The organism is Devosia sp. (assembly GCF_025809055.1).
Taxonomy (GTDB): Bacteria; Pseudomonadota; Alphaproteobacteria; order Rhizobiales; family Devosiaceae; genus Devosia.
The window spans coordinates 2,056,259-2,070,248 of record NZ_CP075529.1 but is presented as its reverse complement, the minus strand read 5'-3'; the positions used below and the strand labels follow the sequence as shown (position 1 = coordinate 2,070,248).

General features: G+C 64.1%; 10 protein-coding genes. 3 read left to right on the top strand and 7 right to left on the bottom strand.

Annotated elements, in window-relative coordinates; all coding sequences use genetic code 11:
- Nucleotides 1–127: 127 nt before the first annotated feature.
- Complete coding sequence (locus KIT02_RS10050; protein ID WP_297577490.1) at nt 128–700, top strand: TetR/AcrR family transcriptional regulator; 573 nt, start codon at nt 128–130, stop codon at nt 698–700.
- Nucleotides 697–1,863, top strand: a complete 1,167-nt coding sequence (locus KIT02_RS10045) for an FAD-dependent oxidoreductase (RefSeq protein ID WP_297577487.1) — start codon at nt 697–699, stop codon at nt 1,861–1,863. Before KIT02_RS10050 ends, KIT02_RS10045 begins: the two co-directional genes overlap by 4 nt.
- Before the next feature lie 129 nt (nt 1,864–1,992).
- Here KIT02_RS10045 and KIT02_RS10040 read toward each other — a convergent pair whose 3' ends face one another.
- The 3 genes from KIT02_RS10040 to KIT02_RS10030 all read right to left on the bottom strand — a co-directional run bounded on the left by KIT02_RS10040 (nt 1,993) and on the right by KIT02_RS10030 (nt 4,257).
- Complete coding sequence (locus KIT02_RS10040) at nt 1,993–2,844, bottom strand: fumarylacetoacetate hydrolase family protein (protein WP_297577484.1); 852 nt, start codon at nt 2,842–2,844, stop codon at nt 1,993–1,995.
- 189 nt (nt 2,845–3,033) lie between these two features.
- Nucleotides 3,034–3,468, bottom strand: a complete 435-nt coding sequence (locus tag KIT02_RS10035) for an RbsD/FucU domain-containing protein (protein WP_297577481.1) — start codon at nt 3,466–3,468, stop codon at nt 3,034–3,036.
- A gap of 39 nt (nt 3,469–3,507) precedes the next feature.
- On the bottom strand, nt 3,508–4,257 hold the full coding sequence (locus KIT02_RS10030; RefSeq protein WP_297577478.1) for a GntR family transcriptional regulator: 750 nt from the start codon (nt 4,255–4,257) through the stop codon (nt 3,508–3,510).
- 127 nt (nt 4,258–4,384) lie between these two features.
- Here KIT02_RS10030 and KIT02_RS10025 point away from each other — a divergent pair, with 127 nt between their 5' ends.
- Nucleotides 4,385–5,923, top strand: coding sequence for an altronate dehydratase family protein (locus tag KIT02_RS10025; protein ID WP_297577475.1), 1,539 nt, complete (start codon nt 4,385–4,387; stop codon nt 5,921–5,923).
- Between the two features lie 142 nt (nt 5,924–6,065).
- Here the strand turns inward: KIT02_RS10025 and hpt are convergent, their stop codons facing one another.
- The 4 genes from hpt to gltB all read right to left on the bottom strand — a co-directional run bounded on the left by hpt (nt 6,066) and on the right by gltB (nt 13,556).
- Nucleotides 6,066–6,608 carry a hypoxanthine phosphoribosyltransferase gene (hpt, locus tag KIT02_RS10020; RefSeq protein ID WP_297577472.1) on the bottom strand — a complete coding sequence of 181 codons (543 nt, stop codon included), beginning with the start codon at nt 6,606–6,608 and terminating at the stop codon, nt 6,066–6,068.
- A 165-nt stretch (nt 6,609–6,773) separates the two neighbouring features.
- The gene (locus KIT02_RS10015) at nt 6,774–8,201 is read right to left on the bottom strand and encodes a glutamate synthase subunit beta (protein WP_297577470.1); all 1,428 of its coding nucleotides are present in this window, start codon (nt 8,199–8,201) and stop codon (nt 6,774–6,776) included.
- The gene (locus tag KIT02_RS10010; RefSeq protein WP_297585235.1) at nt 8,194–8,817 is read right to left on the bottom strand and encodes a glutathione S-transferase family protein; all 624 of its coding nucleotides are present in this window, start codon (nt 8,815–8,817) and stop codon (nt 8,194–8,196) included. The genes KIT02_RS10015 and KIT02_RS10010 overlap by 8 nt, the downstream gene beginning before the upstream one ends.
- A gap of 8 nt (nt 8,818–8,825) precedes the next feature.
- Nucleotides 8,826–13,556, bottom strand: a complete 4,731-nt coding sequence (gene gltB / locus KIT02_RS10005; RefSeq protein ID WP_297577468.1) for a glutamate synthase large subunit — start codon at nt 13,554–13,556, stop codon at nt 8,826–8,828.
- Between the last annotated feature and the right edge of the window lie 434 nt (nt 13,557–13,990).

The following is a 13,990-nucleotide window of genomic DNA, read 5'->3' as shown; positions in this document are numbered from 1 at the left end:
ATAGCCGCCCATGCCGGTGAGAACAAGGCCGCAGGACGACTGAGCGTGCCCGAAGGCGAAAAACTTCGAGTCACACTTGCAGACCGATCGATCGGTCAGTATATAAAGTGCAGAACAGGAGACTGGGATGGTCAAATCGAGCAAGCGAGGGGACATCGTGGCAGCGGCGGTTGCGCTATTGGCCGAAGGCGGCAGCGAGGCCCTTACCGCCTCGGCACTGGCCGGGCGGGCCGGGGTGAGCAAGGCCAATGTGTTTCACCATTTCCCCAGGCTTGAGGACATCGTGCTCGAGGCCTTCGAGGCGTTCATTATGGGCATGCCCAGCATGTGGCCGGCGCCCGGCATGGCGCTGCGCGACTGGCTGCTGGCTCTGGGGGCCGACACGACGGGCACGGTGGAGGCCGACCCGGCCCTGGCCGGCGCCTATTTCGGTTTTGTCGCCCGCGCCCGGACCGACGCGCGGCTGCGCAACCGGCTGGCAGAGATCATTGCGGCGGCGCGCGCGCATTTCGAAGCCGTGCTTGCCGAACTCGCGCCAGATCGCTTCCCGCCGGCCGAACGCCGGGCCATGGCGGAACTGATCCTGATAACCGGTGACGGACTGGCCCTGCACCGGCAGTTGTTTGCCGAGCAGGCGGACGACCAGACCAGTGCCTGGGGGCGGTTGGTGGACATGATCTGCCCGGATGACGCACCATGAAGGCCGTGGTGTCGGGTGCCGGCATTGCCGGGCTCAGCGCGGCTCTGGCGCTGTCGCGTGCCGGTTGGCAGGTCATTTTATTGGAAAAGGCACCGGGACTGCGTGATGGCGGCTATATGCTCGATTTCTACGGACCCGGCTATGAGGCCGCGCAGGATCTCGGCGTGCTGGAGGGGCTGAGGGCAGCGGCACGTCCGGTGGGGCGGCTGGACTTCGTGGACGGCGATGGCCGCCCCGGATCGTCCATGGACTATCAGCAGATTCGGCGGGCGACCGGCGACAAACTGTTTCCGATCCTGCGCGGGGATATCGAGCGCACGCTGCACGCCGCCCTGCCGGATCAGGTGTCGCTGCGGTACGTCACCACGATTACGGGGCTGGAAAACCGCGCCGACGGTGTGCGGCTGACCCTGCGTGATGGGGCGGTTCTCGATGCCGACCTGCTGGTGGGTGCGGAGGGCATTCATTCTTCGACGCGGCAGAAGGTCTTTGGCGACGAACACGCGTTCATCCGGCCGCTCGGCTTTCACACATCCGCCTATTTCTTCGGGAGCGCCCAGGTCGCGGCGGAACTGGCCGGTGATTTCAAGATGGTGGCGATCAAGGAACGGCTGGTGGGACTTTATGAAGTCGAGCCGAACCAGATCATGGTGTTCTTTGTGCTACGGGCAGAAGGGGTGGAGCGGCCGCGTGACCCACGGCCGGTGTTGTCCCGGGCGTTTGGCGATCTGGGCTGGGTGGTGCCGGCGGCGCTGGCCGCCATGCCGGGCCCGGACGAAATCTACTATGACGTGGTGGCGCAGATCGTCATGCCGCGCTGGCACGACAAACGGGTCGTCCTGATCGGGGATGCGGCCCACGCCGTGTCGCTCGTGGCGGGGCAGGGGGCGTCTCTGGCCATTGCCGGTGGGCGGGCGCTGGGCCAGGCCCTTGATGGCACCGGGGACATCGAAGGCGCACTGGCGCGCTATGAAGCACAATTGCGGCCGCTGGTACTCGACAAGCAACGCGCCGGCCGACGCATGGCGGACTGGTTCGTGCCAAAAAGCCGCGCGCATGTGTGGATGCGCGACCTCACCGTCAATGTGATGAACTGGCCGCCGCTTGCCGGCCTCATCGGCCGGTATTTTTCGGTGAGCTCGAAGGGGTTTTCGTTGAGGTAGTGGGGCCCTTCATCCGTCTCGCGCCGTGCGCGAGCCACCTTCTCCCACAAGGGGAGAAGGCCCTGAAGGCGGAAGGAAGGCTCCCTCATCCGCCGCTACGCGCCGGCCTCTCCCCAAAGGGAGAGGGTGTCAGGCCGAATAGGCCTTGACGTTCTGGGTCTGCTCGCCGAGCCCCTCGATGCCCAAATGCATGACATTGCCGGGCTTGAGCCAGACCGGCTCGGGCTTGATGCCCATGCCGACGCCCGGCGGGGTGCCGGTGGTGATGATGTCGCCCGGCTGCAGGCTCATGAACTGGCTGACATAGGACACGACCTTGGCAACGCCGAAGATCATGGTCCTGGTGGAGCCGTTCTGGTAGCGCTTGCCGTCGACTTCGAGCCACATGGAAAGGTTCTGGGGATCGGCGACTTCGTCCCTGGTCACGAGCCAGGGGCCGATCGGGCCGAAGGTGTCGGCGCCCTTGCCCTTGTCCCAGGTGCCGCCACGCTCGGTCTGGAAATGGCGTTCCGACACGTCATTGCAGACGCAATAGCCGGCCACATGATCCATGGCATCGGCTTCCTCGACATAGCGGGCTTCCTTGCCGATCACGACGGCCAGTTCGACCTCCCAGTCGGGCTTGATGGCATTCTTGGGAATGATGACATCGTCATTGGGGCCGATGATGGCGCTGGTGGCCTTCATGAAGATGATGGGCTCTTCGGGGATCTTGGCGCCGGTTTCGGCGGCGTGGTCGGCATAGTTGAGGCCGATGCAGATGAACTTGCCGACATTGGCGACGCAGGGGCCGATGCGCTCGGAGGCGTCGAGCTTTGGCAGCATGTCGATATCGGTGCCGGCGATCCTGGCGAGCCCCGCCGGTTCGAGCGTGCTGCCACCGATATCGGCGACGATGCCGGACAGGTCGCGGATCGAGCCATCGGCGGCCAGAATGGCGGGTTTTTCAGCGCCCTTGGCGCCGACACGGAGCAGTTTCATTGCGGGGTCTCCTCGGATTGGGATGAACGCGAGCATGGTGCCCGTCGTCACCCCCACCTAGCTTCGCTACGGCCGATCGGCCTAGCTGCGCTACCTCCCCCATCAAGGGGGAGGTGGCAGGGGCTTTGGATTTCTGCCTCGTCATAGTGCTAACATGTTAGCCTGTCGAGGCTGGTTTGCGGCAAAGCGTCAATCCGCGGAACGGATGACGCCTTTCTTGAGGATGATATTGCCATAGAGACGCGCCTCGCCGGTCTGGATCACTGCGGATGCGGTGCGGGCGCGGTCGTAAAAGGCAAAGCGTTCGATGGTGGTGAAGGACTTGGCCGGTTCGTGGCGCCGGACGATGGTCTCGAACAGGTCAAAGATCGGCGGGCGGGCGCCGGCGTCGCCAACGACGGCCATGCCGATGGCCGCTTCCTCGACGAAATCGTCGAGCGGCAGCAGTGTCAGCACGGCATCGAGCATGTCTGTGGCCGGGATGCCATCGGCACGGATGACATCGGGGCCGAGGTATTCGGCCGGAAAATTGGCATCGACGATGGCGATCTCATCGCCATGGCCCATGGCGCGCAGGGTGGCCAGGAGATCGGGACCGAGCAGGGGCGGGATGTTCTTGAGCATGTTGGGTAACCTGACGTGGGATGGCGGATGCCTGGCGCATCAGCCGAAGGGAAAATCATTGTCCTCGGCGGTAAAGGCGTCGCCGTCGGCGAACAGCGAGGGGTGATCCTGGGCGAAGGCGAAAAGCTCGACCATGACCGCATCGATATGAGCCCGCATGGCGGTGATGGCCTGTGGCGCATCGGCCGCCAGGATGCCGTCGAAGATCGCCTGATGCTCGGCAATGGTGTGGTTGAGACGGCGCGGCGTGATGATGAGGCGCCGGGCCCTATCGAGATTGGCGCGCGCCTTGTCGATGATGGCCTTGACCTTGGTCAGGCGCATGGCGCGGAACAGCACGTCGTGGAAATCGACGTCGATCTGGTGAAAGGTCTCGGCATCGTCGCGGGATGCGGCCTCGCGCTGGGCTGCCATATTGGCATGCAGGGCCGCGATGACTTCGGCATCGTGCTTGCCGATGAGGACGCGCAGCGCCTCGCCCTCAAGGCCTTTGCGGATCAGCATATATTCCCGCACGTCGGCAATCTTGACCAGCGAGACGGTCGAGCCGCGCTGGGGCGCGATATCGACCAGGCCCTCCTCGGCCAGGCGCGCCAGCGCTTCGCTGACCGGAAAGCGCGAGACGCCCAATTGCTGGCACAGGGCCGACTTGTCGAGCGTGGCGCCGGGCGGCAGGGCCAGGGTGACGATGGCGTGGCGCAGGGTATTGGTGACGTCGAGCGTGACGCTGCCGCGCGAGAATGTGCCCGCCGCGGGGAGAAAATCGTAGGGACCGGCTTCCGTTTTCATGCTAACATGTTAGTTAGTGCGGTGTTGAATGACAATGCCGGTTCCCCCGCTCGAATGCAATGACCGGGCGCCTGGCTCCGGACAACACGCCCCCACGACTGCAAAGGCCCCGCAGATGACAGACACCATGACGCGCCCGCAAGGCAAGACGCTCGTGCTCCATGCCGCAGACAATATTGCGGTGGCGCTGGCCAATCTCGACATCGGCACGGAAACGGCGCAGGGCGTCGCCATCATCCGCCGGGTGCCGCGCGGGCACAAGTTTGCCACGCGGGCCATTGGCGCCGGCGAGGCGGTGATGAAATTCGGGCAGATCATCGGATTTGCCAAGGAGGCCATCGCGCCGGGCGACTGGGTGCATGAGCACAATTGCGGCATGGGTGGCCCGGACGGTTCGCTGGAGCACGACTATGCCTTTGCCGAGGGCGCCGCGCCGGTGGACATGGTGCCCCAGGCGCAGCGGGCGACCTTTGAAGGTTTCCGGCGAGCCAATGGCGATGTGGGCACACGCAATTATATCGGCATCCTCACCTCGGTGAACTGCTCGGCCACGGTGGCCAAGTTCATGGCCGACGCCATCAACCGCTCGGGCATTCTCGACGATTATCCCGAGATCGACGGCGTTATCCCCTTCGTGCATGGCACCGGCTGCGCGATGGACACCCATGGAGAGGGCTACCAGATTCTGCGCCGCACGCAGTGGGGCTATACGTCCAATCCCAATCTTGGCGCAGCCCTGCTGGTGGGTCTTGGCTGCGAGGCCTTCCAGATCGACCGGATGAAGGAGGCCTACAACCTCAAGGAAACCGACACCTTCCAGACCATGACGATCCAGGAGATCGGCGGCACGCGGAAGATGATCGACTGGGGTGTCGAGCGCATCAAGGACATGCTGCCGGTGGCGGCCAAGGCGCGGCGCGAAACCGTGGATGCCAGCCACCTGACGCTGGCGCTGCAATGCGGCGGCTCGGACGGCTATTCGGGGATTACCGCCAATCCGGCACTGGGCGTGGCGGTGGATACGCTGGTGCGCCATGGCGGCACGGCGATCCTGTCGGAAACGCCGGAGGTTTATGGCGCCGAACATATGCTGACGCGGCGTGCCGTGTCGCGCGCGGTGGGCGAAAAGCTGATCGAGCGCATCAAGTGGTGGGAAAGCTATACCAGCCGCAATGGCGGCGAGATGAACAACAATCCCTCCCCGGGCAACAAGCTGGGCGGGCTCACCACCATTCTCGAAAAGTCGCTCGGCGCCACCGCCAAGGGCGGCTCGACGCCGCTGGCGGCGGTCTATGAATATGCCGAAAAGGTCACCGAGAAGGGGTTCGTGTTCATGGACACGCCCGGCTTCGATCCGGTCTCGGCGACCGGCCAGGTGGCCGGGGGCGCCAATGTGCTGGCCTTCACCACCGGGCGCGGCTCGGCCTATGGCTGCAAGCCGGTGCCCTCGATCAAGCTGGCGACCAATTCGGAACTCTATGGCCGCATGACCGAGGACATGGACGTAAATTGCGGCGATATCGTCGAGGGCGTCAGCATCGAGGCCAAGGGCCAGGAGATTTTCGAGCTGATGCTCAAGGTAGCATCGGGCGAAAAGACCAAGTCAGAAGCGCTCGGCTATGGGGACAATGAATTCGTGCCCTGGCAAGTCGGCGCGGTGATGTAGGGGCGTCCGTTCCCAAACACCGGGCGTCACCCTCGGGCTTGACCCGAGGGGACTCTACTTCACGCGAAGATCGACAAGTGCAGAGCCCTCGGGTCAAGCCCGAGGGTGACGGCCCGTGGGTGTCGAAGTCCCGAGGCTCGCTCTACCCCCCGGTAAACCTTACCTTGCCGATATGGGGCAGGTTGCGGTTGCGCTGGGCGTAGTCGATGCCGTAGCCGACGACGAATTCGTCGGGAATGTCGAAGCCGATCCAGCGCGCGGGGACTTCGGTTTCGCGGCGGCTGGGCTTGTTGAGCAGGGCGCAGACCTCCATGCGGCGGGGATGGCGGGTTTCGAGGATTTCGAGCACGTGCTTGAGCGTGTGGCCGGTGTCGATGATGTCTTCCACCACCAGCACGTCGCGGCCGTGGATTTCGCCGCGCAAGTCCTTGAGGATGCGCACTTCCCGGCTCGATTCCATGGCGTCGCCATAGGATGAGGCCTCAAGGAAATCGACCTCCACCGGCAGATCGATCTCGCGCACCAGGTCAGCAATGAAAATGAACGAGCCGCGCAGGAGGCCGACGACGACCAGCTTGTGGGTATCCCTGAACGTCTCGGTGATTTCGGCGGCCAGGGCCTCGACGCGGGCAGCAATGGCCTTGGCGGAAATCAGTTGGTCGACGGTATAGGGAGCTTGGGGCATGGCCAGCGAACCTCATCCTGATCCTGTCGACGGGTGGGGCGCAGTCGTGCTGTCCATGCGTCCCCGACCTCGTGGTTCGACAGGCTCACCATGAGGTCTACGCAGCGGAGTGCTGGCGGAAAGCGGCCCTCGGGTCAAGCCCGAGGGCAGCGCGGTGCTTTTGCGTTACCGCGGCAGATCGGTCTTACCCATGAGATCGAAATCGATCGAGCGGGCAGCCTGGCGGCCTTCGCGGATGGCCCAGACGACGAGGGACTGGCCGCGGCGCATGTCGCCAGCGGCATAGACCTTGGGAACGGACGTCTTGTAGCTCAGCGTGTCGGCAAAGAGATTGCCGCGCTTGTCGAGATCGGCGCCCAGTTCGGTCAACATGCCCTCGGCAACCGGACCGGCGAAGCCGATGGCCAGGAGCACGAGGTCGGCCTTGATGAGGAATTCGCTGCCGGGAATGGCCACGCGCTTGCGGTCGACGCGGGCGCATTCGACGCCGGTCACCTGGCCCTTGGCATCGCCAACGATCTTCATCGTGCCGGCGGAGAACTCGCGAATGGCGCCTTCGGCCTGGCTGGACGAGGTGCGCATCTTGACCGCCCAATTGGGCCAGTTGGTGAGCTTGTTTTCCAGTTCCGGGGGCATGGGACGCACGTCGAGCTGGGTCACGGCAATGGCGCCCTGGCGGAAGCTGGTGCCGACGCAGTCGCTGGCGGTATCGCCACCGCCCACGACGACCACATGCTTGCCGGCCGCGGACAGCTGGAACTCGCCCGAAACGTCCTCGCCACCGACGCGGCGGTTCTGCTGGACCAGGAAGGGCATGGCGAAATGCACGCCATTGAAATCGCGGCCATCGACATCGACCGGGCGGGGACGCTCGGCGCCACCGGCGAGCAGCACGGCATCATGGCGCGCCTGCAGGTCCGAAAGCGGGCGGGTGACGCCGATGTTCTCGCCATAGTGGAAGGTGACGCCCTCGGCTTCCATCTGGGTGACGCGGAAGTCGATATGGTCCTTTTCCATCTTGAAGTCGGGAATGCCATAGCGCATCAGGCCGCCGGCCTTGGGTTCGCGCTCATAGACATGCACGTCGTGTCCGGCGCGGGCGAGCTGCTGGGCCGCGGCCATGCCGGCCGGGCCCGAGCCGATCACGGCCACCGACTTGCCGGTCTTGGCCTTGGGCAGCTGCGGCTTGACCCAGCCATTGCGGATAGCGCGGTCGGCAATCGCCTGTTCGACGGTCTTGATGGCGACGGGCACGTCTTCAAGGTTGAGCGTACAGGCTTCCTCGCAGGGGGCGGGGCAGATGCGGCCGGTAAATTCGGGGAAGTTGTTGGTCGAGTGCAGGTTGCGCGCGGCCTCTTCCCAATCACCGGAATAGACCAGATCGTTCCAGTCGGGGATCTGGTTATGGACCGGGCAGCCGGTGTCGCCATGGCAGAACGGGATGCCGCAATCCATGCAGCGGGCGGCCTGATCCACCACCCGGCCCTCGGACAGGGGAATGGTGAATTCGCCCCAGTGGCGGATGCGGTCGGAGGCCGGCTCGTAGCGGGGCTCTTCGCGGTCGATCTCGAGAAAGCCTGTTACCTTACCCATGGGCCTGTTCCTGCTGCTGTGCCGCGTTCCCCAACGCCGGCAGACCAAGTTCATGTTCGCATGTCGCGATCCAGCGCAAGAGCTGCGGACGCGTGCGCAAATCGAAGCCGCCTTCAGGGGAAAGACGGGTATAGGCCAACAGGGCGATGTCGGCGATGGTCATGGTGTCGCCCACCAGGAATGACCGGCCGTCCAGCGCCCGGTCGAGGTGGTCGAGCGCCGCTTCGGCGCGGGCCACGATTGCCGGATCGCGGTCGGCGATGGTGCCACCCCGATAAACGACATGCGCGCGGGCCACCGCGACGCAGGGTTCGTGGCTGTACTGCTCCCAGAACAGCCATTCGTCCATCTTGGCCGCCAGAAAATCATCGCTGGGGATGAAGCGGCTGTTGCGCGCCAGATAGCGCAGGATGGCATTGGACTGGGCCAGTGTGCGGCCATCGTCAAGCGCGATGACCGGCACCTGCCCGGCGGGATTGAGCGCCAGGAACTGGGGCGTCCTGGTCGCGCCGGTGCCGCTGATCACATCGGTCCAGTCATAGGCGATGCCCAGGGCATCGGCGATGTACTTGACCTTGAGGCAGTTGCCCGACCCAAGGTCCCCGTAAATGCGCATCATCGGCTCTATTCCGCCGCCGCATAGGCGCCCGAGGCGCGCTTCTTTTCCATCTCGAGGATGGCGCGGCGGTATTCGACCGGCATGACCTTGACGAATTTGCCGCGCATCTCGGCCCAGTGCTCCAGGATCTGCTTGGCCCGGGTGGAGCCGGTATAGTGCAGGTGATTGGAGATGAGCTGATGCAGGCGCTCGTCGTCATGCTTGGTCATGTCGCCGGAAATGTCGACACGGCCATGCCATTCGAGATCGCCACCATGGTGGTGGAGCTTGCGCATGAGGTCTTCTTCCTCCTGCACCGGTTCGAGATCGACCATGGCGAGGTTGCAGCGGCTACGGAAGGTTTCGTCCTCGTCGAGCACATAGGCGACGCCGCCCGACATGCCGGCCGCGAAGTTGCGGCCGGTCGGGCCGATGACGACGACCAGCCCGCCGGTCATGTATTCGCAACCGTGATCACCCGTGCCTTCGACGACGGCGATGGCGCCGGAATTGCGCACGGCAAAGCGCTCGCCGGCAATGCCGCGGGCATAGAGTTCACCGGCAGTGGCGCCGTAGAGCACGGTATTGCCGACGATGATCGACTGTTCGGGCACGATGCCGATCTTGTCGGACGGGCGCACCACGATGCGGCCGCCGGAAAGACCCTTGCCGACATAGTCATTGGCATCGCCGACCATGTCGATTGACACGCCTTTGGCGAGGAAAGCGCCAAAGGCCTGGCCGGCCGTGCCGCGCAGGGTGATGGACACCGTGTCCTCGGGCAGGCCCTCATGGCCGTACTTCCTGGCCAGGGCGCCCGACAGCATGGCGCCGGCCGAGCGGTCGCGGCTGCGGATCGGCAATTCGATCTGCACCGGCGTGCCATTGTCGAGGGCAGGCTTGGCCAGTTCGATCAGCTTGCGATCGAGCACGGCTTCGAGGTGATGGTCCTGGGTTTCGGTGTGATAGAGGCTGTCGCCGCCAAGGGGTTCGGGCTTGAAGAACACCTTGGACAGATCAATCCCTTCACTCTTCCAGTGATCCTGGACCCGGCGCTGATCGAGCAGGTCGGAGCGGCCGATCAGCTCGTTGAGGGTGCGGGCGCCCAGGCTTGCCATCAGGCCGCGCAGTTCCTCGGCGATGAAGAAGAAATAGTTGATGACGTGCTCGGGCGTGCCCTTGAAGCGCTTGCGCAGCACCGGATCCTGGGTGGCGACGCCAACCGGGCAGGTGTTGAGATGGCACTTGCGCATCATGATGCAGCCGGCCGCGACCAGCGGCGCGGTCGAGAAGCCGAACTCGTCGGCGCCGAGCAGGGCACCGATCAGCACGTCGCGGCCGGTCTTGAGACCGCCATCGACCTGCAGCCGCACGCGCGAGCGCAGGCGGTTGAGCACGAGGGTCTGGTGGGTTTCGGCGAGGCCGATTTCCCAAGGGCCGCCGGCATGCTTGAGCGAGGTGAGCGGCGAAGCGCCGGTGCCACCGTCATAGCCGGAAATGGTGATGTGATCGGCGCGCGCCTTGGCGACGCCGGCCGCGACCGTGCCGACACCCACCTCGGACACGAGCTTGACCGAAATATCGGCCTGCTCGTTGACGTTCTTGAGATCGTAAATGAGCTGGGCCAGGTCTTCGATGGAATAGATGTCGTGGTGCGGCGGCGGGCTGATGAGGCCGACGCCGGGGGTCGAGTGACGGGTCTTGGCGACGATCCAGTCGACCTTGTGGCCGGGCAGCTGACCGCCTTCGCCGGGCTTGGCACCCTGGGCGACCTTGATCTGGATCTGATCGGAATTGACCAGATATTCGGTGGTGACGCCGAAGCGGCCGGACGCGACCTGCTTGATGGCCGAGCGCAGGGGGTTGCGCGAGCCATCGGGCAGGGGCTTGTAGCGATCGCGCTCTTCGCCGCCTTCACCGGTGTTCGACTTGCCGCCAATGCGGTTCATGGCGATGGCGAGCGTCGTATGCGCCTCGCGGCTGATCGAGCCGAAGGACATGGCGCCGGTGACGAAGCGCCTGACGATCTCCGATGCCGGCTCGACATCGTCGACGCTTACGGCTTCGCCGAAGGGCCGGATGTCGAACAGGTGGCGGATCGACATATAGCCGTTCTCGCCCGAATTGGCGCGGTGGGCAAAGCTGTTGTAGCGGTCCTGCGCGGTCTCGGGGCTTTCTTCGGCGGTGCGTACGGCATGCTGCAGGTCGGCCACGAGGTCGGGTGACCAGGCATGCTTTTCGCCGCGGATGCGGTAGGCATATTCGCCGCCGACATCGAGCGTCTTGCGCAATACGGCGTCGTCACCGAAAGCGTCGTGATGACGGCGCACGGTTTCCTCGGCCACTTCGCCCAGGCCCACGCCCTCGATGGAAGTAGCCGTGCCGAAGAAGTACTTCTTGACGAAATCGGTGTTGAGGCCGACGGCGTCGAAAATCTGGGCGCCGCAATAGGACTGGTAGGTCGAAATGCCCATCTTGGACATGACCTTGAGCAGGCCCTTACCCACCGACTTGATGAAGCGGTAGACGACCTCGTCGGCGGAAACCTCCGGCGGATATTCACCTTCGGCATGAAGGGCGGCCAGGGCCTCGAAGGCGAGATAGGGGTTGATGGCTTCGGCGCCATAGCCGGCCAGCATGGCGAAATGGTGCATTTCGCGGGCTTCGCCGGTCTCCACCACCAGGCCCGAAGAGGTGCGCAGACCCTTGCGGATCAGGTGGTGGTGGACGGCGGCGGTGGCCAGCAGCGCCGGAATGGCGATGCGGTCGGCCGCGACCAGCCGGTCGGAAAGGATGATGATGTTATATTCACCCCGCACCGCGTCTTCGGCGATGGCGCAGATGTCCTCAAGCGCCGCTTCCATGCCGGAAACGCCCTTGTCGGCCATATAGGTGATGTCGATGGTCTTGGTCTTGAACTGGTTGTCGCGCATGTCACCGATGGCGCGGATCTTTTCGAGATCCTCGTTGGTGAGAATGGGCTGACGCACTTCCAGGCGCTTTTCGCGGCTCACGCCTTCGAGATCGAAGATGTTGGGGCGCGGGCCGATGAAGCTGACCAGGCTCATGACCGATTCCTCGCGGATCGGATCGATGGGCGGGTTGGTCACCTGCGCGAAGTTCTGCTTGAAATAGGTGTAGAGCAGCTTGGACTTGTTGGAGAGCGCCGAAATCGGCGTGTCCGTGCCCATCGAGCCGACGGCTTCCTGGCCGGTGGTGGCCATGGGCGCCATCAGAAGCTTGATGTCTTCCTGGGTATAGCCAAAGGCCTGCATACGATCGAGCAGGCTCTCCGAGCTCTTGGGCGCCTGCCGCTCAGTGGCGGGCAGGTCTTCGAGCACGATCTGGCTGCGGGCGAGCCATTCGGCATAGGGGTTCTTGGTGGCAAGCGCCTTCTTGACTTCCTCGTCGGAAATGATGCGGCCTTCTTCGAGGTCGATCAGGAGCATGCGGCCCGGCTGCAGGCGCCAGCGCTCGACGATGTCTTCGTCCGGAATATCGAGGACGCCAGATTCGGAGGCCAGCACGACGTGGCCTTCCTTGGTGACGAGATAGCGCGCGGGGCGCAGGCCATTGCGGTCGAGCGTCGCCACGACATAGCGGCCGTCGGAAAGCGACATGGCGGCCGGGCCGTCCCATGGCTCCATGAGGGCGGCATGATATTCGTAGAAGGCGCGGCGCTCTTCGTCCATGAGCGGGTTGCCGGCCCAGGCCTCGGGGATCAGCATCATGGCCGCATGAGGCAGCGAATAGCCGCCCCGCACGAGGAATTCGAGCGCGTTGTCGAAGCAGGCGGTGTCGGACTGGCCCTCATAGGAGATCGGCCAGATCTTGGTGATGTCGTCGCCGAACTTGGGCGAGGACACGGAGGCCTGGCGCGCGGCCATCCAGTTGACGTTGCCGCGAATGGTGTTGATCTCACCATTGTGGGTGGTCATGCGATAGGGGTGGGCCAGCTTCCAGGAGGGGAAGGTGTTGGTCGAGAAGCGCTGGTGCACCAGGGCAATGGCGCTTTCGAACGCCTCGTCGTGCAGGTCCATATAGAAGGCGCCCAGCTGGTCGGCCAGGAACATGCCCTTATAGACAATGGTGCGGGCCGACATGGACACGACATAGAAGCCGTTGTCGCTGTCGCTTTCGGGAATCTCGCGATAGACGGTGTTGGAAATCACCTTGCGCACGATCAGCAGCCTGCGCTCGAACTCGTCGAGGCTCAGGCCCTCGGGGCGGGCAATGACCATCTGCTCGATGACCGGCTGCGTCTCGATGACGCCGCGGCTGAGCTTGGAATTGTTGGTGGGCACGACGCGCTCGCCCAGAAGGCTGAGGCCTTCCTGTTCGAGACACTTGCGGACCTGGGCGGCGCAGCGGTCGCGCAGGCCATCCATATTCGGATAGAAAATCATGGCCACGGCGTAGTGGTGCTTTTCGGGCAGATCGACCGGCAGCACCTTCTTGAAGAAGGCGTGCGGGGTCTGCACCAGAATGCCGGCACCGTCGCCCATCAGCGGGTCCGCACCGACGGCACCGCGATGTTCGAGGTTCTCGAGGATTTCGAGACCCTTTTGCACCACTTCGTGGCTGGGCTTGTTCTTGATGTTGGCGATCATGCCGATGCCGCAGGCATCGTGTTCCTGAGCCGGATCGTAAAGACCCTGGGCCTGCGGGCGGCCGGTGACGCGCTTGCCGTCCAGAATCAAGGTTTTGGTATTGGCCGTGCTCGACTGGGCGGGAATTCCGGTCCGTACGTTTGCCATGGCTCAACCTCGTTCTTTTCGGCGCCCTTTTGGGGCTATTGCTGTCGCGTGCGCATCCTGTTGTTGCCGGTGGGGCCGGCCCGCTGGATGCATCCTGTTCCTCTGGAGCGCAGTGTTCAGGCGGGTCGTACTACACGAGTACGGCTCGGATGAGCAAATGCGACCATTTCTGGGGAGCGGCACTGCATCCAAATGGCCGCTCAAAATTCGGGCTTCAGTTTAGCCCCGCCTGTCCGTTTCCGCTATCCTGTAGCGGGCCAGCCGGACCAGCGTGCGCGCTGGCCGCGGAGAGCGGGGCGACGCATCAGATAGGACAGAGATACTGCCCTAACGAGCGGCACATTTGCATAATTCAAAACAAGCGGCAAGAGCTTTTGCCGCTTTGTCGTCACAAAAAATAGGACTTTGCCGTGTTTGCCTATAGGAAACTATAG